This is a genomic window from Rhodopseudomonas sp. BR0G17 (assembly GCF_010907025.1).
In the GTDB taxonomy this organism is placed as follows: domain Bacteria; phylum Pseudomonadota; class Alphaproteobacteria; order Rhizobiales; family Xanthobacteraceae; genus Rhodopseudomonas; species Rhodopseudomonas palustris_H.
In genome coordinates, this window is record NZ_QUML01000016.1 from 96,029 (window position 1) to 116,715 (window position 20,687).

A 20,687-nucleotide genomic window follows, 5' to 3' on the forward strand; every position below is an offset into this window, starting at 1 on the left:
ACATTAGAGGCGACAGCTCAATATATCAGAACAAATAGAGAACACAAATATCCTGTTCAATGACCGCGGATAAGAAATCCTCTTTGCATTGGACGCATATTGCATCGCCAAAATCGGCTGCTATACAGCCCCTTTCCGCTTACCTGCGCTCGTACGCAGGAGTGAGCCAGAGGAGCCTTCCGATGACCGAAAAGACTTCGGGCGACAAGCCTTCCGCGTCCACCTCCGGCTTCCAATACACGCTCTCCAACCTCAAGCCGGTAGCCCCCATGGACCAGATCACCATCACCTTCCCCGACGGCAAGACCCGCGAATATCCCCGCGGCACCACCGGGCTCGACATCGCCAAGGGCATTTCGCCCTCGCTCGCCAAGCGCACCGTCGTGATGGCGCTGAACGGCACGCTGACCGATCTCGCCGATCCGATCGAAGACAATGCCCAGATCGACTTCGTCGCCCGTGACGATGCGCGCGCGCTGGAGTTGATCCGGCACGACTGCGCCCACGTGCTCGCCGAAGCGGTGCAGAGCCTGTGGCCGGGCACCCAGGTGACCATCGGCCCGACCATCGAGAACGGCTTCTACTACGACTTCTTCCGCAACGAGCCGTTCACCCCGGAAGACTTCGCTGCGATCGAGAAGAAGATGCGCGAGATCATCGCGCGCGACAAACCGTTCACCAAGGAAGTCTGGACCCGCGACGAAGCCAAGAAGGTGTTCGCCGACAACGGCGAGGCGTTCAAGGTCGAGCTGGTCGACGCCATTCCGGAAGACCAGACGATCAAGATCTACAAGCAGGGCGAGTGGTTCGATCTGTGCCGCGGCCCGCACATGACCTCGACCGGCAAGATCGGCACCGCCTTCAAGCTGATGAAGGTGGCCGGCGCGTATTGGCGCGGCGACAGCAACAACCCGATGCTGACCCGCATCTACGGCACCGCCTGGGCCAAGCAGGAAGACCTCGACGCCTACCTGCATCAGATCGAGGAAGCCGAGAAGCGCGACCACCGCAAGCTCGGCCGTGAACTCGACCTGTTCCACTTCCAGGAAGAAGGTCCGGGCGTGGTGTTCTGGCACGCCAAGGGCTGGAGCCTGTTCCAGTCGCTGGTCGGCTATATGCGCCGCCGCCTCGCCGGCGACTATGACGAGGTCAACGCGCCGCAGATCCTCGACAAGGTGCTGTGGGAGACCTCGGGCCACTGGGAGTGGTACCGCGAGAACATGTTCGCGGCGCAGTCGGCCGGCGACGACGCCGAGGACAAGCGCTGGTTTGCGCTGAAGCCGATGAACTGCCCCGGCCATGTGCAGATCTTCAAGCATGGTTTGAAGAGCTACCGCGATCTGCCGCTGCGGCTCGCCGAGTTCGGCGTGGTGCATCGCTACGAGCCGTCGGGCGCCATGCACGGCCTGATGCGGGTGCGCGGCTTCACCCAGGACGACGCCCACGTGTTCTGCACCGAGGCGCAGCTCGCCGAGGAATGCATCAAGATCAACGACCTGATCCTGTCGACCTACTCCGACTTCGGCTTCGAAGGCGAATTGACGGTGAAGCTGTCGACCCGGCCGGAGAAGCGCGTCGGCACCGACGAGATGTGGGATCACGCCGAGCGCGTGATGGCCACGGTGCTGTCCGAGATCAAGGCCAAGGGCGGCAATCGCATCAAGACCGAGATCAACCCAGGCGAAGGCGCGTTCTACGGACCGAAGTTCGAATATGTGCTGCGCGACGCGATCGGCCGCGACTGGCAGTGCGGCACCACGCAGGTCGACTTCAACCTGCCGGAGCGGTTCGGCGCGTTCTATATCGACGCCGACGGCGCCAAGAAGGCGCCGGTGATGGTGCATCGCGCGATCTGCGGCTCGATGGAGCGCTTCACCGGCATCCTGATCGAGCACTACGCCGGCAACTTCCCGCTGTGGCTGGCGCCGGTGCAGGTCGTCGTCACCACGATTACGTCTGAAGGCGACGACTACGCCAAGAAGGTGCTGGCAGCGCTGCGCAAGGCCGGCCTGCGTGCCGACATCGATCTGCGCAACGAGAAGATCAACTTCAAGGTGCGCGAGCATTCGCTCGCCAAGGTCCCTGCCCTGTTGGTGGTCGGCAAGAAGGAAGCCGAGAGCCACTCGGTTTCCGTCCGCCGCCTCGGCAGCGAAGGCCAGAAGGTGATGCCCACCGACGAAGCCATCGCCGCGCTGGTGGACGAGGCGACCCCGCCGGACGTGAAGCGGATGCGGGGAGCGGCATAACCACCGTCAGCCAACGGCGAGTGTCGTGCCTAAAAAGCCAGATACTCGCCGGCGGGCTGATGGAAGAAGCTAAGCTCTACTCTGTTGCAGAGTTCAGCTCAAAAACCTCGACACCGATCCTTCCACGTGATGCCCGGGCTGGTCCCGGGCATTCTCGTTTTAGTGGACCGTGCGACAATGACATAGATGGTCAGGACAACCCGGTCATGGCCAGCAAGTATGCTAACCCGCGCCCAACTACGCGGTCGCTGACCTTGCGAAGATTTGCGTACGCGCGCTTACGCGCTGCGGTCGACGCCGGGGGATTGGGTGGTGCCCTTCTGCATGGCGGCGATCGCGGCGTCGAGTTCGGCGCGGCTGTACTGGCGTTCGCTGCCGGCGCGCGGCGTCCATTCGCTTTGCGACTTGGCGGTGTCGGCGATCTCGACCTTGCCGCCGAGCAGCTTGGCGTAGGTCTCCGCCCGCCACTGCGCCAGCGCCGGCCCGGTCAGCGACGGCTCGTCGATGCCATCCACGGATGCCGCGGTGGAATTACTCATTTTCACGAGGCCGCTGTTGTAGAGCGTCGCCACTACCTCGTTGCCGACCTTGACGGTGGCATAGACGTCATTGGGTTCGTTGTCGGAGGCGCCGGTCGGTGCGACATCCTGCTGCTGCAGCCAGACCCGCGCGATCTCGTCGACTTCGGGGGACGTCACTTTGCGCACCGCTTCGGGATGCGCTTTCATCAAGTCCGCGAAGCTGTACACGTCGCCTTCGAAAGCGAGGCCGTTCTTGTCGGTGGACTTCTCCGAATCCGCCTTGGTCACGTGCATATACGGCGTCAGCCCGAGGCCTTGGCGGTCGGTGATATTCATGATGTGCCCCCACTCCAAATCCGTCCGAGTGGTGGGATTGCAAACTTCGCGCCACAAAGAAGCCTTGCCGATCAATGCGATCGTGAAACGCGCGGGCCGGAAAGACGGCGATAATTGCCGATGCCGGCAAGCTTTTCCTATGCCGAAGGTCGATTCCGCGGCTGATGCATTTGGTACGGTTCTGATCGAACCTCGCGCCGACATGCGGTAGATTGCCGGCCGACGCGCGCGCCTTGCGGATCACGTCTGCGGGCGGCGCAGGACCTGATGGAGAACAGCCATTTCCGACCCTATCGAATTCTTCAAGACCCGCCGCTCGGTGAAGCCGCGCGAGATGACCGGGCCCGGCCCGACGCCGGACGAGTTGGAAACCATCCTGACGATCGGCGCGCGGGTGCCGGACCACGGCAAAATCGCGCCGTGGCGGTTCATCGTGTTCGAAGGCGACGCGCGCGCCCGCGCCGGCGAGGTGATCGGCGCGGTGTTCGCCCGCAAGCATCCCGAAGCGACCGCCGAGCAGATCGCCGCCGAGAAGGCGCGGCTGTCCGAAGCGCCGCTGGTGATCGCGGTGGTGTCGTCACCGAAGCCGCACCCCAAGGTGCCGGTGTGGGAGCAGGAATTGTCGGCCGGCGCGAGCTGCATGAACATCGTCTCGGCCGCGACCGCGCTCGGCTACGGCGCCAACTGGCTGACCGGCTGGATCGCGTTCGATCCCGAAGTGCTGAGCGGCCTCGGCCTGCGCGGCGACGAGAAGCTCGCCGGCTTCATCCATATCGGCACCCGGCCGAAGGAGATCGAAGACCGGCCGCGACCGGAGCTGAACGCGATCGTGACGCGGTTCTAAGCATGCCCCGGCTGCGGTCCGCTGAGCGCGCCGCAGCCGCCTGCGCGCTAAGCGCGGCCGACTGGAAATACCCGGCCTTCGAACACCGTGCCCCAGATCGGCACGTCCTTGAGCTGCTCCGGCGGCACGGCGTAGGGGTCCTGCTCGAGCACGGTGAAATTGGCGATCTTGCCCGGCGCGATGCTGCCGAGCCGGTCCTCGTGGCGCCAGGAATACGCCGCCTCGATCGTGACCGCGCGTAGCGCTGCATCGACCGACACGCGTTGCTCGGGACCGGCGACACGTCCGGACGGCGTCAGCCGGTTAACGCCGCACCACGCCAAATACAGCGGCGCGCTCGGCGCCATCGGCAGGTCAGAGTGGTAGGACAGCGGCACGCCCTGATCGAGCACCGACTTGGCCCGCACCATCGCGTCCGCCCGCTCCGGCCCCAACCCAACCGCGCTGTATTTATCGGCAAAGCCGGTCGTGTAGTACGGATTGGCGCTGACGAGCGCACCGAGCCGCTTGATCCGCGCGATCTGGTCCTCGGTCGAGTTGGCGAAATGCACGATCACGCTGCGATGATCGGCACGCGGATGCTCGGCGTTGAGCCTCTCCAGAATGTCGAGCAGCTTCTCAAGCCCCAGATCGCCGTTGACGTGGGTGTGGATCTGATAGCCGGCATTCCAGAACAGCCGGGCGCGGCGCTCCAGCTCGTCCGGCGGAATGATCCATTCGCCCTGGTGGCCGTCGAGATAGCCGTCCTTCATCTGCATCAGCTGCGAGATGATGGCGCCGTCGGCGAACAGCTTGATCTGGCCGGGGAAGAACATCAGCTTGCGGCCCGGTGCCTCCGGCGCCACCGCGATCTGCTCCTCCACCGCATCGAGCGCACCGTCGAGCCCGACCCGGTCGACGATGCCGCGGCCGTCGGCGATGAAGGTCGAATACATCGGCGTCTCGGGCGCCCCGAGGATTTGCTCGTACAGCTTCCACATGTCCGGCGTGTACAGCGCGCCCGGCTCCATATAGGCGGTGACGCCGTTGGCATGCAGATAGCTCACCATCTGCTTCAGCCCGAAGGCCAACCGCTCCGGCGTCGCCAGCACCTTGAGCATCGGCGTGATCATCAGATTCAGGCCGTCTTCCCAGAAATGGCCGTCGCGCCAGTTGGCCTGGGTGCTCGCCCTGCCCTGGTTCTGCGTCATCGCCTCGGTGATGCCGAGCGCCGCCAGCGCCGGCGTGTTCAGATAGAATTCGTGGCAGGAGCGATGCCACACCGCGATCGGCCGGGTCGGATTGATCGCGTCGAGCGCGGCGCGGTCGAGCTTGCCGTGCCACAGCGCGTGATAGCCCCAGGTCAGCAGCCACGCGTCCGGCTTATCGAGCTTGGCGTCGGCCGCCTTCAGCCGCGCCTGGTAAGCCTCGGCGCTGCCGGCCGCTTTGTGGGTGCCGCCGGGAAGCACCCAATCCTCCGGCGCGATCACGTCGACCGCCAGCGTCAGCGCGCCGAGCACCGGATGCAGATGCTGATCGATCAGCCCCGGCATCACGATCTTGCCCGCAAAGGTCTCGTCCACGGTGAACGGCCGACTACCCAGCGCCGCCTTGACCTGATCGAGCGAGCCGGCCGCGACGATCCGCTTGCCGGCGACGGCAACCGCAGTCGCTTCCGGCGCGCCGCGCTCCATCGTGATGAACTTCTTGGCGGTGAAGATCGTCACCGGCTGCGCTGCGCCGGCCGTCTGATCACCACCGAGCCCGCTCGCCAGCCGCGCATTGATACCACCGTCGGCTTTTGCCGACCTCGATACCACCCCCTCGGCCACGAACGGCACGCCCGCGCTGAGCGCGACAGCGCCCTTCAGGACCTTGCGTCGCGACGGCAGCGACAGCGAGCGGACGGCGAATTGAAAACCGGGATTGCAGGCAATGCACATCGCGCGTGCTCCAGGACCGAGGCAGTTAGTTGTCCTGCAAACAGCCTAACACGCGAGTCGGGAACTCAGCGCCCCGGACCTTGGTCGCGCCTGGTCACGCGGCCTGTGAGGCCTGGCGCCCGAACCGCATCAACAGCCCGCAAATCTCCGAGGCCGGTCGCGCCGGGCTGAACAGGAATCCCTGCACCTCGTGGCAACCTTCGGCGCGGAGCACATCGAGCTGCTCGACGCTCTCGACGCCTTCGGCCAGCGTGGTGATGTCGAGACTGCGGCCGAGCCCGGCGATCGCCCGCACGATCGCGAGGCAGTCCGGTCGCTGCGTCAAATCCTTCACGAACGAGCGGTCGATCTTGATCTTGTCGAACGGGAAGCTGCGCAGATAGCTCAGCGAGGAGTAACCGGTGCCGAAGTCGTCCATCGAGATCCGCACCCCAAGGCTGCGGAGCTGATGCAGCGTGGCGAGATTGGCTTCGCTGTCGGCAAGAAACAGTGACTCGGTGATTTCGAGTTCGAGCCGGTGCGGCACCAGGCTCGACTGCGCCAGCGCCGAGATCACCACCTGCACCAGGTTGCGGCTGCGGAATTGCACCGGCGACAGATTGACCGCGACCTTGACGTCGGACGGCCAGGACGAAGCCTCGAGGCACGCCTGCCGCAACACCCATTCGCCGAGGCCGACGATCAGGCCGATGTCTTCGGCAACCGGAATGAAATCGGACGGCGAGATCATCCCGCGCTCGGGATGGCGCCAGCGTAGCAGCGTTTCGAAGCCGCCGATGCGGTCTTCGGCAAGATCGATCAGCGGCTGATAGTGCAGCTCGAATTCGCCGCGCGCGAACGCCTGCCGCAGGTCGAGCTCCATGTCGCGGCGGATCTGCGCCTGGCGGTCCATCTCCTTCTCGAAGAAATGGTGGCAGCCGCCACCCGCAGCCTTGGCGCGGTACAGCGCCATGTCGGCGTTGCGCGACAGCGCCTCGCATTCGTCACCGTCGGACGGCGCCAGTGCGATGCCGATCGAGGCGCCGATCACCACTTCGAGCCCGTCCATGTCGTAGGGCGCGCTCAGGATCTCGATCAGCCGCGCCGCGAAGCTGCTGGCCTCGTTCGGAGTCGCCAGCGAGGTCAGCACGATTGCGAATTCGTCGCCGCCGAGCCGCGCCACCAGATCGCCGTCGCCGATCTGCTGCCGCAGCCGTTCGGCGACGCATTGCAGCAGCCGGTCGCCCATCGGGTGGCCGAACGAGTCGTTGACGTTCTTGAACAAGTCGAGGTCGACGCACATCACCGCCACCATGGTGCCGCTGCCGCGGGCCTGCGCCAGCGCCTGCTCCAGCCGCTGCTGATACAGCGCGCGGTTCGGCAGATTGGTCAGCCCGTCGTGGTGCGCCATGTGGGCGATCTTGGCCTCGGCCTTGCGGCGCTCGGTGATGTCGACCACCGCGACCAGGAAGCCGTCGCGGCCGTCGAACACCACCCGGCGGCCGAAGGTCAGCACGTGGATCTCGGAGCCGTCGGCTTTGACGTGACGCCAATTGCCTTCGGACTGATAGCTGTCGCGCATCTCCAGCAGCGTCTGGCCGTGCGCGATCCACTCTTCGCGCGGCCAGATCTCGCGCAGCGACATCCGCACGAACCGCTCGCGCGGATAGCCGTAATGCGCCACCGCGGCGTCGTTGACGCTGAGGAATTCGAAGGTCTGGGCGTCGAACACCCACATCGGCATTGGATTGCCGTCGAACAGCAGTCGGAACGACTCCTCGCGCTTCTTCAGCGAGGTAACGTCGGAGATGGTGACGGAAACGACGTCGCCGAACGCGGTGGCGCTGAGGCTGAGATTGCGGTCGCCGCTGTCGACGGCGAAGGTGATGCTGGCGTCGGAGTCGACCAACTCGATCAGGCGATTGGCGACCTCGGCGCGGCACAGCAAATGATGCCCGACCGACAGCCGGCTCCAGCGCAGCTCGGACACCGAGTGCCGCAGCAGCTGCGAGGCGCCGTGGTTGACGTGGACAATCTGGAAATCAAACGGCCGGCGATCGGGGCCGCGGATCGCAGTCAGCGCGACAATGCCGTCGTCGGTCGAGGAGAAGATCGCGTCGAGCAGATTGTAGCGCTGCGCCTCTTCATTGACGTAGACGCCGACCAGCGTACCGCCCCAGCGCGAGGCGGTCGGCAGCGCCAGCAGCGTGTAACGCTGGACAATCCCGTCGCGGACGCAATGCGCGGTGCCGAGATGCGGACGCTTGTTCTGCAGTGCGCCCGAGGCAGCCTGCGCCAGCGCGGTGCCGCAGTCCGGCGACAGCGCGTCGAGCGGAATGTCCCAGCGCTCGTCGCCGAGCCATTGCTGCGCATACCGGCCGGTGCGCGACACCTCCGGCGTTTCGCCGTCGATCTCCAGCAGCACCAGATGATCGGCAAGCCGCCCCAGGCTCCCCAACATCACCTCTTCGTAGCTCGGCAGCGACTGTCCCGGCTGAATCGCCGCGTACCACTTGCGCTGCAGGACGGTTAAGTCGGCAGCAAGCTGACTGGTCGAATTTTCGGAAACTTGTGTGACGGCAGCCGACACGAGAAGCGCCCCGCGGATGAGAACTGCGGTGCAGTCGAACTATTCCCGATTAAGACGATGTAAACGCAGCCGCCGACAGGGCGCAAAGGCTTGAATATGAAGGTTTTAAGTCGCCCGATGGTTATTTCGCGTTCACCATTGTGACAGTCCGCACACGGCCGCCGCGAATGACGAACTCCATCACTTTACGCGTGCATCCGGCGCGGGATATCAGCGCGCCAGAACTTCGACTTCGCCGTCGACGCCGTTGACGACGTTAAAGCCGCGCTCGAACACTTTGCCTTCGTTCTTGGCGATGGCGCGGTACTCGCCTTCGGACAGCACAACGCGGGGGAAGGCGCCGATCGACTCCTTGATGACGTCGCCGCCCGGGGTCAGGACCGACCAGGAGGTATTGGCGAGCGCTTCGCCGCCCTTCTCGCTGACCAGCTTCAAGGTGATCACCGCAGCGCGATGCGTGATGGTGACATCGGTAAGCTTTCCGGCCTGGACGCGGATGTCGGAGCGCACCACCGAGTTGGCGTCGCCGTAATTTGAGACGATGTAATAGGTGCCTTCCGGCACCAGCGCGACGTCACCGGCCGCAACGCTCGGCAGCAGCGGCGCGCGCTGCGCGTTGTCGAACTGACTGCCCTTGTAGATCGTGAACGAGATCTGGTTGGAGGGAATACGCGAACTGCCGACCTTGCCTTCGATCCGCAGGCCGCCGGCGGGCAACACGAAATTCTCGCGCTCGGCGTCGGACTTCACGGTCACCGGCCGCACTGCGCTGACCAGACCCAGCGCCACATGCACCACGTAGTTGCCGGGCGGCAGCGGAATGTTCGGCGTCGCGCCGTGGTCCTCACGGATCAGTTTGATCGCGCCGCCTTCGTCCGGCTTGTCGGAGTACACCCGCCACACCAGGCCGCTATTGATCACCGGCTGGTCTTTGCCGTAGCGCGCGGCCAGTGCCAGCATCCCCTGCGGCGGAGCCGGCGCAGCGGCCGGCGGCAATGGCGACATCGTCGGCGGCGTCACCGCGGCAACGGGCGGCTGGGTCAGTGCGCCGGGCAGATTCGGGGCAGCTGCGGGACCGGACTGCGGCGCCAGACTGATCGCTCCGCCGGCCGGCGGCTCCGGCACCGAAGCCGGCGGCACCGGCGGCGGCCGATCGCTGAACAATTGCGCAGCAGCGGGCTGGGTGAGCGCAAGCGCACATACCGCAACCAGCGCCCACCGAGCCGCCCCCCGCGGCCGGCTCCCGACGATGTTACCCCTGAAAATCATCGCGATGGTTTTCACTGAAAACGCGGCAAATTCAAGCCGGTGCCACACCGGGCGAAAACGGCCGAAAACCCAACGGTATGGGCGTGTTGTTCGTGATTGCGTCACGATTTTCCCCTAGTCCCGGCCGCCCAAGGCATTAATCATGCATTTGAAGCGATGTGGCACGATCCGAAAACGCGAGTCGAGACCGGGCCGGCACATCTGCTGTGGCTGACGAGTTGAGGAGACCACCGTGCTGGAGAATCTGATCGGACGCGGGCACGCAAACCCGCCGGCAGCGGACAAGGTCGGCCTCGACACCATTCGCCGGCCGATCATCGGGCTGGCGCTGGGCGGCGGCGCGGCGCGTGGCTTTGCCCATATCGGCATCCTGCGCACGCTGCTGTCGCACGGCATCACGCCCGATGTCGTGGTCGGCACCTCGATCGGTGCGGTGGTGGGCGGCGCCTATGTGTCCGGTCATCTCGACACCCTCGAAGAGTGGGCGCGACGACTGCAGCCCCGCAACATCTTCGGCTATCTGGATATTCGGCTCAATGGCTCCGGCCTGATCGGCGGCAGCAAGCTCGCCGCGCAGCTCGACGCCACGCTTGGGCCGATCCTGATCCAGGATCTCACCCAGAAGTTCGCCAGCGTCGCCACCGAGGTGGCAACCGGTCACGAGATCTGGCTGACCCATGGACGCATCGTCGACGCCGTCCGCGCCTCCTACGCCCTGCCCGGCATCTTCTCGCCGGTGCTGATCGGCGATCGCTGGCTGGTCGACGGCGCGCTGGTCAATCCGGTGCCGGTGTCGGCCGCGCGGGCGCTCGGAGCCGAAATCGTGATCGCCGCCAACGTCTCCAGCGACGTGTTTGGCCATGGCACCACGATCTTCTCCCACGGCAGCGCCGCCGCCGCGGTTGTGGAACCCGAAACCGAGGAACCTCCGGCACAGAGACGCGGCTTCACGCGATTCTTCTCCCCTGAGCGCTTCGTCAAACAGGAGCTGTTCGGCAGCCCGGAGCGCCCCGGCATCTCCAAGGTGATGACCGACGCCTTCAACATCATGCAGGACCGCATCACCCGGGCGCGGCTCGCCGGCGATCCCCCCGACCTGCTGATTTCGCCGCGGGTGGGCCGGATCGGCTGGTTCGACTTCCACCGCGCCGACGAGATCATCGCCCACGGCGCCCGCGCCGCCGAGCGTGCCATCGATTCGATCCGCGAGGCGATCGAAGAGGTCGCACCGCAGCCCAAGGCGACGGTGCCGGTCGAAACCTGAGCAAGCGCGGGTCCGACCATCAGTCGAGATCGCGGGACGTCTCCGCCGAGGGCGGCCCGCGACGAACGCGCGCCAGATGCAGCACGATCGCGCCCAGCGGCAGGGCCAGCGCGACCCAACATAGGCCGCGCCAAATCCCGCCCTCACCGATCAGCGCCGCCAACAATCCGAACAGGGTCGAGAGCGCCAACACGATCGGCCACAGCCATTGCCGTCGCAGCGCGCTCATGATGCAAGGCCTTCGGCTTCCACAGCACCGCGGCGGTGCGGGCGCTTCGTCCACCACAGATAGAGGCCGCTGATCAGAACGACGATGGTCGCGATGTCGAGCAGCGCCCAGATGATTTTCAGCGGCAGCCCGCCATAGTCACCGAAATGCAGCGGCTGCGACATGAACAGCGCGGTCGCGTACCACGGCATGTCGCGCACCGAGACCACCTGCCCGGTCGACGCGTCGGCGAGCGCCGGCTTGAGGATGCGGCTGGTAATCGGCGTATTGCCGGTGAGAAAGATCGCGACGTGCGACGGGGTGGCGAACGGCGTCCCCGGAAACGCCACCGTCATCACGTTCATCCCCGGCACCGCGGCACGGACATCGCGCAGCACGGCATCGGTCGACGCACGTTGTCCCTCGATCTCGGCAGGCTTCGCCTGCGCCGCCATTTCGACGAGCTGATTGGCCTGCCAAGCGAGTTCGATCGGCGCTGCCAGCGTGTTGATGACGCCGGTGAAGCTGACCACACCGAACCAAGCCAGCGTCACGATGCCGAGCAGGTTGTGCAGGTCGAGCCAGGTACGCCAGCGGCTGCCGTCGGTCCGCACCACGCCGAACGCAAGGCGCCGCGTGAACGGACCGTACAGCACCACGCCGGATACGATCGCAACGACCAGCAGCAGCCCCATGAATCCAAGAAACAGCGTGCCCGGCACGCCGCCGAATAGGTCGAGATGCAGCCGCGTCATCACATACAGGAATCCCTCGTTCGGCTGCGGGATCTCGATCTGCTGCCCGGTGCGGGTGTCGAACACCTGATAGTGAAATGAAGCCGGATCGGCAGTCATCGAGGCTGCCGTCGGCACCTTCAGAATCGGATGCTCCCGATCGTAGAACAGATATGGCACCACCTCGCCCGGCCGCGCCGCGAGGGCGCGCGCGACCATCGAGTCCACCGATGCACTGCCCGGCGGCGCAGTCGTCGCTGCGAGCTGCAGGTCGGGACCAAGCTCCTCCTTGAAGATCAGCGGCAGCCCGGTGAGGCAAAGCAGCAGTGCGAACACCGTGCAGACAAGGCTGCTCCAGCGATGCACCCACACCCACAGTCGAACGGCACGCCGCGTCATCGGCGGCGTGCCCTTTTCAGGTCGATCATCACCACCGGTACCTGATCCCGGCCAGCACGGTGCGGCGGTTGCCGAACTGACAGTAGAACCCCGACGAACAGCTCGAATAGTATTCCTTGTCGAACAGGTTGTTGACGTTGAGCGTCAGCGTCGTGCCCTTCAGGCTCGGCGCCACATTCGCGAGATCGTATTTCAGGGCCGCATCGACCACCGTGTAGGCCGGCGCGCGCAGCGTGTTGGCATCGTCGCCGTAGCTGGCGCCGACATGGCGGATGCCGCCACCGAATGTCAGACCGGTGACCGGACCGGACTGGAACGTGTAATTCGCCCACATCGAGCCAAAGAAGTCCGGAACGGCCTGCGGCCGGTTGCCGACGATCAGGGCATTCGATGATCGCGCCACCCTTGTGTCGAGGAACGTCAACGCGCCGATCAGCTCGAGGCCGCCGGTAACGTTGCCGCGGGCTTCCAATTCGACGCCCTTGGACCGGACCTCGCCCTGCTGCACGTTGAAGCCCGGCACCGATGACGGGCTCAGCACATTCTGCTGACGGATGTCGAACACCGACGCGGTGAACAGCATCGGCAGGAAGGTCGGCTGATACTTGATGCCGCCCTCGTACTGCTCGGCCGTGGTCGGGATGAACGGCTGGCCGTCGACACCGACGCCGGTGACGGGCTCGAACGACGTCGAATAGCTGACATAGGGCGCAACGCCGCTGTCGAACAGATACAGCAGGCCGGCCCGATAGGTGGTCTTGTCGTCCGACTGATTGGAGCGCGATCCGGCGAGCCGGCTGTCGGTGCTCTGCTCGGCCCAATCGTGGCGGACGCCGAGCGTCGCGCGCCATCCGCCCAGGCTGATCTGATCCTGCGCATAGAGGCCAGTCTGCGACAGCTTCTGGCCGTTGTCGATCAGCGAGGCGAGCGAGCCGACCAGCTGATTATACACCGGACTAACGACATTGATGGCGGTCGCTGCACCGAGCTGGTAGGTCCAGTTGCTGAGCGTGTTCTGATAATCGACGCCGGTGATGACCTTGTGCTGCAGCGCGCCGGTGCCGAAATCGAACTGAACGCGATTGTCGGTCGACAGCCCGCCGACATCTTCGATCGAGCGCAATGCCCAGCGCGGGATCGTGCCGGTGGCGGTGAGCGGCGCGTTCATCTGCAGCGACTTGAAGTCGACGTCGACGTGGGAATAGCGCAGGCTCGATTTGACGCTGACGACCTCGTTGAGCCGTTTGTCGAACTGATAGCCGATGCCGTACTGCTCACGCTCGAACGAGTCGAAGCCGGGATCTCCGACATTGAGCTTGGAGTTCAGGTACGGCCGGTACTGCAGCGGCGCCAGCGATGTCGGATACAGCGAGTTGAAATAGCCGCCCTTCGGGTCTTTCTGGTAGTAACTCTGAACGGTGAAGCGCGTGTCCGCATCGGGCGCCCAGGTCAAAGCCGGCGCGACGGCGAAGCGCTGCTCGTCGACATTGTCGTAGCGCGTGCCGGAGGTGCGGCCGATCGCACTCAGGCTGTAGAGCCAATGGCCGTCCTTATCGAGCGCGCCCTGGCTGGTGACGCCGGACTGGAAGCGGCCATAGCTGCCACCCTCGACGCGGACTTCATTGTAAGGCACTGCGCTCGGCATCCGGCTGATCTGGTTGACCAGGCCACCCGGGCTGGTCTGCCCATACAGCACCGCCGAGGGTCCCTTCAGCACTTCGACGCGGTCGAGCAGGAACGGATCGATCGCGGTGTTGGCGAAGGCCTGGCCGCGCGGCAGCTTCAAGCCGTCGAGGAAGCTGACGTAGTTGGTCGCGGTGCCGAACGCGCCGAAGCCGCGGATGAAGACGCTGTCAAAGCGCGAATTGGTGTCGGCATCCGACAGCACGCCGGCGCTGTAGCGCAGCGCATTGGCAACGGTCTGAACGTTCTGATCGTCCATCTGGCGCCGCGTGACAGTCGAGATCGACTGCGGCGTTTCCAGCACGGGGGTATCGGTCTTGGTCGCCGTTGCGGACGTACGGGCGACGTACCGATCCGAGGTGTTGCTGGGTGTGACCGGACGCGCGGCCGGCGTCGCCTGTTCGCGGGCCGGGGTCCGCGCCGGCACGGCGCGTTGAGCTGCGGGGGCCGGCTGCGCACGGCGCACTGCTCGCCGCTCGGCGGACTGCACGGTGACCGGCGGCAGCGCCACTGATGCTTCGCTCGCGCTCTGCGCCAGCGCTTCGGAGCCGCCACTCAGCGACAACGCAATCGCGACGCCGACGACAATCTTGTTCTCGCTTCCCATCCGATTTCCCCCAGATACCTCGTCTCGAGGCGGGCGGGAAATAAACGGGACGGGACCGTCCTGTCCAGACAGATTGCCAAGCGATTGCAAATCTGGGATTGGAATTGCTCGAAACAGCTGCGTCGCCAAAGCGACGATCAAGGACCTGCATGCCGACCCTGACCACCGCTTCCAAAGGCGGACGTCCGCGCAAAAGCGATGTCGAGGCGAAGTCGCTTCACATCATCGAAACGGCGTCGCGCCTGTTCGCGCAGCAGGGCTTCGCTGCGACCTCGGTCGAGCAGGTCGTAGCGGCATGCGGCGTCGGCAAGGACACGGTGTATCGACGGTTCCCATCGAAGCTGGCGTTGTTCGAAGGCGTCGTCGAGCACGCGCGGGCGCAGACGCTCGCGCACTTCCAGACCACGATGGCGAGCCAGACCGGGGATGCGCTGACGCAACTTCGCGCGGCGGCGCGCTGGCTGCTCGCCACCAACGTCGATCCCACACTGATCGCATTCAAGCGCATCGCCTTCAGCGAAGCGATCGTGGTCGGTCAGGCCGTTGCCAACCGTGCCGACGATCCGATCATGGACCGGCTGCTGTCGCTGATCAGCGAGGCGCAGAAGGCCGGCGCCCTCACCCGTGGCGACGCACGTTTTCTCGCGGGCCAGCTTCTCAACAGCATCGCAATGGGACCGATGATCGAGGCGATGCTGGGCGGGACGACCTACGCGTCGACCCGCGCCCAGAACGCCTATTTCGACAAGGCCTGGGCGCTGTTTCTGGGCGGCGCCGGCGCCTGATCGTCGGTTCGGCCGCCAACCTCAGGCCGACTTGATGTAGTCGTGCAGCGCCTGCTGCTCGTGCTCGTATTCGGACAGCCGCGATTTGACGATGTCGCCGATCGAGATCAGGCCGACCACGCGGTCATGCTCCATCACCGGCAGATGCCGAAATTTGCCCGCGGTCATCCGCTCCATGATCTCACCGACGGTGTCGTCCTGACGGCAGGTGAACACGTCGCGCGTCATCACCGCGCCGATCGGCTCATCCAGCGCAGCCGGTCCGCGGTCGGCGAGCACACGAACAACGTCGCGTTCCGACAGGATGCCTTCGAGCCGCGTGCCGTGCATCACCAGCACCGCGCCGATCCGGCGTTCGGCAAGTGTCTTCACCGCGGACGCGAGCCGCGCCGCGGCTTCGACGGTGTGGATGTAACGGCCCTTGGATTCCAGAATCGCACGCACGGTCATGGTCGCCTCCCATAACGCCGCCTGCCGAGCCCGGCGGCTGTTGTTGTGACACTTGCAGCGGATCAGTCACGGCGATGCGTGGAATGGACGCTCGACAGAATCGGCGGGCACAGCGCGGCGCCGACTCCCATTCCCAGCCCTGCGCAAATCAGCACCAGGTGCGATGACACCGCAACAATGCGGCGATTCAGCGGTAGATGCTAACAGTTCGCAACTGCGAACAACTGCTGCGGCGCGTCAGGCGCGCGCCTCAGGGACGCGCGGCACCGGATCGAACAACGAGAACAGCAGCAGCCCGGCGAAGAAGCCACCGATATGCGCCTGCCAGGCGACACTGGCGCCCTCGTTGCCGATCGCGATCGAGCCGATCCCGAAGATGATGTTGATGCCGAACCAGATCCCGAGGAACGCCAGCACCCGCGGATCGCGCAGCGCCCTCAGCAGCGGCTGCGCCGGTACCTTCGCCGCCGCATCGGCATCGCCGCGGCGCAGCGACAGGAAGCTGCCGCGGACGAAGGCGAAACGGATCGCCGCCGCCATCGCGCCGGACACCGAGGCCGACGCGCCGATCATCGGGGCGACGTCATGGGAATGGGTGAGCAGATGCGCGAACGCGCCGGCCGCCGCCGTCACCGCCATGAAAACGAAGAACCGCAGGCTGCCGAACCGCCGCGCCAGCGCGCTACCAAACGGCAGCAACCACAGCACGTTGAACACGATGTGGCTGAGATTGGCGTGCAGCAGCGAATAAGTGACGAAGGTCCAGATCTTCGCCCCGGTGCCGCCGGGGAACGGCGAGTCGAGCAGCGTCTGCTCGTAGCGCATCGGGATGAAGCCGAACATCTCGATGGTCCAGTATTCGAACTCCGGTGACAGCAGTGTGCGCAGATGGATCACAGCCAATAGCGCAACGTAGGCGGTCACCGCCCCGGGCAGCGTCAGAATCGGCTCGCGCTGCGGCTGCGGCGGCTCCGGCGGCAACGACGACGATACGAGCGGAGAATCCAACGGCTTGCGACCTGCTGCGAGCGGCTCGGGCGAGCGATCCGCACCCTTAGAGCATTTTCCGGCAAAGTGGAATTCGGGGAGCCGCGGCAGCGCCCGTTCGGCCGGTGCCGGGGGCAAAGGACCGCCCGCCCGAACGGAAAGGGAGGGCCCTGAGAAAGCCCTCCCCCGGTCCGTGCCAGCAGCGTTCGAATCGGACGAGCCCGCGTGTCCAATCCGTCGGCCGGCCTGTTTTTCAGCCACCCTGTAACTCGACCAACGCGGGCGGTCTGGAGTCGCCAACGTTGGAATGCCGACAGCGTAGCGGTGGTTCCCGCGCGCGCAACGCCATAGTTAATTTAACCTTAACGACGCAAAGCCGGGTATGGCGCGGCCATTCGAGCTGCGCGGCATGGACGCTGCACCAGGGGTCCTGCACAACACTCTGGGAGCGTCGCGCCGGGCGTTTTCGGGACAGTCCTGTCCCAATGCCGCCTGCGCGCGACGACCGCGAACCAAGGTCGTCCATGAAGCATCCGTCGAGCCAGGCGTTCTTCGCCTATTGGGACAAGCAACGCGACGGCGCCGCTGCCCCCGATCGCAGCGCGATCGAGCCGGATGCGTTGCGCAGCCTGCTCGGCGACATGTTCGTGGTGTCGTGCGATGCGCCTGGATACCCGTTCCGGTTCGCCGGTACCCGGCTGAACGCCCTGCTCGGCCATGACCTCAAGGGCGAGAAGCTGACCAACCAGTTCATGCTGGAACAGCGTCGCTCGATTGAGCAGGTGCTGGACATCGTATCAGGGGATACCGTCGCGGTGGTCGCCGGTATCCTCGCCACCGCGCCGAACGCAACGCCGGTCACGCTGGAGCTGCTGCTCCTCCCATTCGCCCAACGCCCCCACACGCCCCTAAGCGCCACCGGCCTCCTAACCCCCCTCGCCACCCGAATGATCGGGCCGCTGACGAACCTCCGGCTGACCTCATGGCGAACGGTCGGCCAGCAGCCACGCCGCTTCCCACCACGCAAGCTGCGGAAGTTTCAGGTGATCCGAGGACTGACGGTCTACGAGGGCAGTCGCGGCGACTCGGAATAATCCGGCGAGAGCCGCGGGATAGTCAGGTTCGGCTGGCGCTCGACCGCCGTTGCAGCGAAGCCACCGCGGTCGGTCTTGTAGCAGGCGCAAGCACGCAGCGTCAGGCCGTCGACATCGGTGATCGCAAGCCGCCCACGGCTGTAGCGGATCAATCCCTGCTGCTGCAGGGCGTGAGCGATCAGCGAAATCGTGTTGCGCTTGACGCCGAGCATCTGCGCCATCAGATCCTGACCGAGCTGCATGCAGTCGCTACCAGCCATATCGCGCGATTGCAGCAGGCGGCGGCACAGGCGCGCTTCGGCAGAGTGAGCGGCGTTACATGCCGCCACCCGTTCGGCCCTCACGGCGCGGATCCATTGATAGCGGAGCAGCAGACTGCGCAGCGACGAACTGTGGTCGACGGCGTAGCGGAAGTGCATCACCTCGATCGCGGAGGCGGTCGTCGGATAGCGAACCACGGCGCCGGCAGTAGCTACCGTCTCGTGCGCCGCCTCAGCCCCGACCGCACCGTCCCGGCCGATCGCTGCGAGCTCGATTGCCTCGTCCTTGCCGAGGCCGATCACGCTGGAGATGATGCCGCCGTGAGGGAAAATCGCCTGTTCGAGCGGCGCCCCCGCCTCGACCAGAACCTGACCGAATTTCAGGTCGATCGTGCGAAGATGGGGACGCAGCAGTTCAAAATCCGCCGCCGGCAAAGCCGCAAGCAGGTCGTTGGCTGATTGACTGCAGGCCATGGCTCCGCCCCGCAAATTGGCGCGGCATAGCGCAGCTGGCTACGCCCCGGCCCCTTTAAATAAGCCGCTGCAATTGCGGCTCCCCGAGAACTTTAATCCTTCGCCCTCCGTGCAAAGTCCACTTCGTACGACTACGCGGCAAACACCGGGCCAACGACGAAACAGGATCGAACAACGCGGATTTCAGCGCGATCGGGCGCGGCCTGAAGCACCCATTGGCCTCGCCACATGGCCTTTCAGATGGAGGCGAGTTGTTACTTGCAAGACCCTGCAAAGCGATCTGCCGATCGCATGTCATCGCAACCGTTGCGCCCACAACCCAATCTGCGGCGTGAACAGTCGGCACAACCAAGGACGGCGATCTGCTAACGAGCCGTTAACCGTGCCGGCCTTAGGCTGAAGGCTACGGCAGCGCGCCGGCCAGCGGAAATCCAGTTTTGTTGTTGCAGAACCCCAAAAGCCAGCCGGCGACGCTCGAGCGTCGTCGTTTCCAGCGGGTGAAAGTTCACCTGCTCGGACGCTACATGCTGCCCGACCGCCGTGAATTTCCGTGCCAGGTGATCAACATGTCGCCCGGCGGGCTGGCCCTGTTGGCGCCGGGGATCGGCAACGTCGGTGACCGCGTGATCGCCTATCTCGACCATGTCGGTCGCGTCGAAGGCAAGATCACCCGTATCATCGACAATGGCTTTGCGATGACTTTGGCCGCAACGCCGCGTAAGCGCGACAAGCTCGCGGCCCAGCTTACCTGGCTCGCCAATCGCGACATTCTCAATCTGCCGGAAGATCGCCGCCACGACCGTATCGTGCCACGCAACCCGATCGCCGTGCTGACGCTCGACGACGGCAGCCGGATGAGTTGCCGCATCATCGACATGTCGCGCTCCGGCGCCGCGATTGCCGCAGAGCAGCGCCCCCCGCTGAACTCGCAGGTGCTGCTCGGCCGCGTTGCCTCCCGCGTCGTTCGTCACCTCGACGATGGCTTCGCGCTGGAGTTCGTGCACGAGCAACTCGAAGAAACGCTCGAAGACAGCGTTACCGCGCGGTGAACAGAACGCAGCGATCCACAGCCGCGTAGCGCCTCACTTTCCCGGCGCTTGCCACCCTTTTTCGCCTCAACATCGCTTGGAGCCGGACGCTCCGGCCGGTTAATGCGCGCTGCGCAACGACGCGAAACTGCGTGTGCCGCAGCGATGCACGCGTTAATAGCTCAAATTTGAATCAATTGCCGATATCTCGGATTTTACGCAAATTCGATTCAAGTATAGATCGAATGCACCGACAGTTTTACTTGCATTCGTCTCGACTTTACTTCGACGACTTAGCGGCCCTGCAAAGCGTTTGTGCAAATGATGGTCCCAACAAGAAACGGGGGCCACAATGTCGGGCAACAGGGGATTTCGGGGGCTTGCGGCGATTGCCGCCGTCGTCGCACTGACCGCGACGGCGCAAGCCGAAGACAGAGTTCGCTACGCCAGCGTCGGCGACGAGACGCGTGCACCGATCGGTTGGATCGAGTTCTGCTCGGACAATCCGGTGGAGTGCCGCGGCAGCCGCAGCCAGGCACGGGACATCGTGCTGACGCAGACTGCTTGGCAGGATCTACTGAAGGTCAATCGCTGGGTCAACGACACCATCAAGCCGCTGACCGACATGGACCACTGGGGTGTGATCGAAAAGTGGTCGCTGCCCAACGATGGTTACGGCGATTGCGAAGACTACGTGCTGCTGAAGCGCAAGATGCTGATCGACGCCGGCTGGCCGCGCGAAGCGCTGCTGATCACCGTGGTCCGCGACAAGAAGAATGAAGGCCACGCGGTGCTGACGGTGAAGACCGACAAGGGCGAGTTCATCCTCGATAACCAGAACGAGGAAGTCGTCGCCTGGACCGAGACCGGCTACCGCTTCGTCAAGCGGCAGTCGCAGAGCGATCCGAATGCCTGGGTCGCACTCGGCGACGGCCGCCCGGCAATCGCAACCGCCAGCGCGAAGCAGCGCTGAGCCTCAGACGCCCATAGGAGAAACGCGACCCGGT

Annotated in this window: 17 protein-coding genes; 7 read left to right on the forward strand and 10 right to left on the reverse strand. The window is 65.1% G+C overall.

Annotation, left to right across the window (positions count from 1 at the left end; genetic code table 11):
* Positions 1–182 precede the first annotated feature (182 nt).
* A complete protein-coding gene (gene thrS / locus DY467_RS14410) occupies positions 183–2,246 on the forward strand; it encodes a threonine--tRNA ligase (protein ID WP_164573362.1) in 2,064 nt (687 codons plus the stop codon).
* Positions 2,247–2,524: 278 nt separating this feature from the next.
* Here the strand turns inward: thrS and DY467_RS14415 are convergent, their stop codons facing one another.
* On the reverse strand, positions 2,525–3,103 hold the full coding sequence (locus DY467_RS14415; protein WP_164636950.1) for a hypothetical protein: 579 nt from the start codon (positions 3,101–3,103) through the stop codon (positions 2,525–2,527).
* A gap of 280 nt (positions 3,104–3,383) precedes the next feature.
* Here DY467_RS14415 and DY467_RS14420 point away from each other — a divergent pair, with 280 nt between their 5' ends.
* On the forward strand, positions 3,384–3,947 hold the full coding sequence (locus DY467_RS14420) for a nitroreductase family protein (RefSeq protein WP_164636988.1): 564 nt from the start codon (positions 3,384–3,386) through the stop codon (positions 3,945–3,947).
* Positions 3,948–3,994: 47 nt separating this feature from the next.
* Here the strand turns inward: DY467_RS14420 and DY467_RS14425 are convergent, their stop codons facing one another.
* The 3 genes from DY467_RS14425 to DY467_RS14435 all read right to left on the reverse strand — a co-directional run bounded on the left by DY467_RS14425 (position 3,995) and on the right by DY467_RS14435 (position 9,707).
* Entirely contained in the window at positions 3,995–5,869 is a 1,875-nt protein-coding gene (locus DY467_RS14425; RefSeq protein ID WP_164636953.1) for an amidohydrolase, read from the reverse strand.
* A gap of 94 nt (positions 5,870–5,963) precedes the next feature.
* Entirely contained in the window at positions 5,964–8,438 is a 2,475-nt protein-coding gene (locus DY467_RS14430) for a putative bifunctional diguanylate cyclase/phosphodiesterase (protein WP_164636955.1), read from the reverse strand.
* Positions 8,439–8,648: 210 nt separating this feature from the next.
* Complete coding sequence (locus DY467_RS14435; protein WP_164636957.1) at positions 8,649–9,707, reverse strand: RgsD C-terminal domain-containing protein; 1,059 nt, start codon at positions 9,705–9,707, stop codon at positions 8,649–8,651.
* Positions 9,708–9,939: 232 nt separating this feature from the next.
* Between DY467_RS14435 and DY467_RS14440 the strand changes: the two genes are divergently transcribed.
* Positions 9,940–10,971: a patatin-like phospholipase family protein gene (locus DY467_RS14440; protein WP_107345203.1), complete on the forward strand. Its 1,032-nt coding sequence runs from the start codon at positions 9,940–9,942 to the stop codon at positions 10,969–10,971.
* Positions 10,972–10,990: 19 nt separating this feature from the next.
* Here the strand turns inward: DY467_RS14440 and DY467_RS14445 are convergent, their stop codons facing one another.
* From DY467_RS14445 to DY467_RS14455, 3 genes are read right to left on the reverse strand one after another with little or no spacing between them, the layout of a single operon-like run.
* Complete coding sequence (locus DY467_RS14445) at positions 10,991–11,200, reverse strand: hypothetical protein (RefSeq protein ID WP_164636960.1); 210 nt, start codon at positions 11,198–11,200, stop codon at positions 10,991–10,993.
* On the reverse strand, positions 11,197–12,312 hold the full coding sequence (locus DY467_RS14450) for a PepSY-associated TM helix domain-containing protein (protein WP_164636963.1): 1,116 nt from the start codon (positions 12,310–12,312) through the stop codon (positions 11,197–11,199). The genes DY467_RS14445 and DY467_RS14450 overlap by 4 nt, the downstream gene beginning before the upstream one ends.
* Positions 12,313–12,340: 28 nt before the next feature.
* Positions 12,341–14,602 (reverse strand): TonB-dependent siderophore receptor, encoded by a 2,262-nt coding sequence (locus DY467_RS14455; protein WP_164636966.1) that lies wholly within the window; start codon positions 14,600–14,602, stop codon positions 12,341–12,343.
* A gap of 149 nt (positions 14,603–14,751) precedes the next feature.
* On the opposite strand from DY467_RS14455, the gene DY467_RS14460 reads away from it, so the two are divergent.
* Positions 14,752–15,387 (forward strand): TetR/AcrR family transcriptional regulator, encoded by a 636-nt coding sequence (locus DY467_RS14460; protein WP_164636969.1) that lies wholly within the window; start codon positions 14,752–14,754, stop codon positions 15,385–15,387.
* Positions 15,388–15,408: 21 nt separating this feature from the next.
* Here the strand turns inward: DY467_RS14460 and DY467_RS14465 are convergent, their stop codons facing one another.
* Together DY467_RS14465 and DY467_RS14470 are read right to left on the reverse strand one after the other, a co-directional pair.
* Complete coding sequence (locus DY467_RS14465) at positions 15,409–15,837, reverse strand: CBS domain-containing protein (RefSeq protein WP_164636972.1); 429 nt, start codon at positions 15,835–15,837, stop codon at positions 15,409–15,411.
* A 237-nt stretch (positions 15,838–16,074) separates the two neighbouring features.
* Positions 16,075–16,845, reverse strand: a complete 771-nt coding sequence (locus DY467_RS14470; protein WP_164636975.1) for a rhomboid family intramembrane serine protease — start codon at positions 16,843–16,845, stop codon at positions 16,075–16,077.
* A gap of 503 nt (positions 16,846–17,348) precedes the next feature.
* Between DY467_RS14470 and DY467_RS14475 the strand changes: the two genes are divergently transcribed.
* Positions 17,349–17,918 (forward strand): PAS domain-containing protein, encoded by a 570-nt coding sequence (locus tag DY467_RS14475; RefSeq protein WP_164636977.1) that lies wholly within the window; start codon positions 17,349–17,351, stop codon positions 17,916–17,918.
* Here DY467_RS14475 and DY467_RS14480 read toward each other — a convergent pair.
* Positions 17,888–18,652, reverse strand: a complete 765-nt coding sequence (locus tag DY467_RS14480) for a Crp/Fnr family transcriptional regulator (protein ID WP_164636978.1) — start codon at positions 18,650–18,652, stop codon at positions 17,888–17,890. The two genes, DY467_RS14475 and DY467_RS14480, sit on opposite strands and share 31 nt — an antisense overlap.
* Positions 18,653–19,089: 437 nt before the next feature.
* Between DY467_RS14480 and DY467_RS14485 the strand changes: the two genes are divergently transcribed.
* The gene (locus tag DY467_RS14485) at positions 19,090–19,701 is read left to right on the forward strand and encodes a PilZ domain-containing protein (protein WP_408016670.1); all 612 of its coding nucleotides are present in this window, start codon (positions 19,090–19,092) and stop codon (positions 19,699–19,701) included.
* Between the two features lie 331 nt (positions 19,702–20,032).
* Positions 20,033–20,653 (forward strand): transglutaminase-like cysteine peptidase, encoded by a 621-nt coding sequence (locus tag DY467_RS14490; RefSeq protein ID WP_164636980.1) that lies wholly within the window; start codon positions 20,033–20,035, stop codon positions 20,651–20,653.
* Positions 20,654–20,687: the final 34 nt, after the last annotated feature.

Coding starts and splice junctions, on each gene's coding strand:
- thrS (WP_164573362.1), top strand. CDS start 183: ATGACCGAAAAGACTTCGGGCGACAAGCCTTCCGCGTCCACCTCCGGC.
- DY467_RS14415 (WP_164636950.1), bottom strand. CDS start 3,103: ATGAATATCACCGACCGCCAAGGCCTCGGGCTGACGCCGTATATGCAC.
- DY467_RS14425 (WP_164636953.1), bottom strand. CDS start 5,869: ATGTGCATTGCCTGCAATCCCGGTTTTCAATTCGCCGTCCGCTCGCTG.
- DY467_RS14435 (WP_164636957.1), bottom strand. CDS start 9,707: ATGATTTTCAGGGGTAACATCGTCGGGAGCCGGCCGCGGGGGGCGGCT.
- DY467_RS14445 (WP_164636960.1), bottom strand. CDS start 11,200: ATGAGCGCGCTGCGACGGCAATGGCTGTGGCCGATCGTGTTGGCGCTC.
- DY467_RS14450 (WP_164636963.1), bottom strand. CDS start 12,312: ATGACGCGGCGTGCCGTTCGACTGTGGGTGTGGGTGCATCGCTGGAGC.
- DY467_RS14455 (WP_164636966.1), bottom strand. CDS start 14,602: ATGGGAAGCGAGAACAAGATTGTCGTCGGCGTCGCGATTGCGTTGTCG.
- DY467_RS14460 (WP_164636969.1), top strand. CDS start 14,752: ATGCCGACCCTGACCACCGCTTCCAAAGGCGGACGTCCGCGCAAAAGC.
- DY467_RS14465 (WP_164636972.1), bottom strand. CDS start 15,837: ATGACCGTGCGTGCGATTCTGGAATCCAAGGGCCGTTACATCCACACC.
- DY467_RS14475 (WP_164636977.1), top strand. CDS start 17,349: ATGAAGCATCCGTCGAGCCAGGCGTTCTTCGCCTATTGGGACAAGCAA.
- DY467_RS14480 (WP_164636978.1), bottom strand. CDS start 18,652: ATGGCCTGCAGTCAATCAGCCAACGACCTGCTTGCGGCTTTGCCGGCG.
- DY467_RS14490 (WP_164636980.1), top strand. CDS start 20,033: ATGTCGGGCAACAGGGGATTTCGGGGGCTTGCGGCGATTGCCGCCGTC.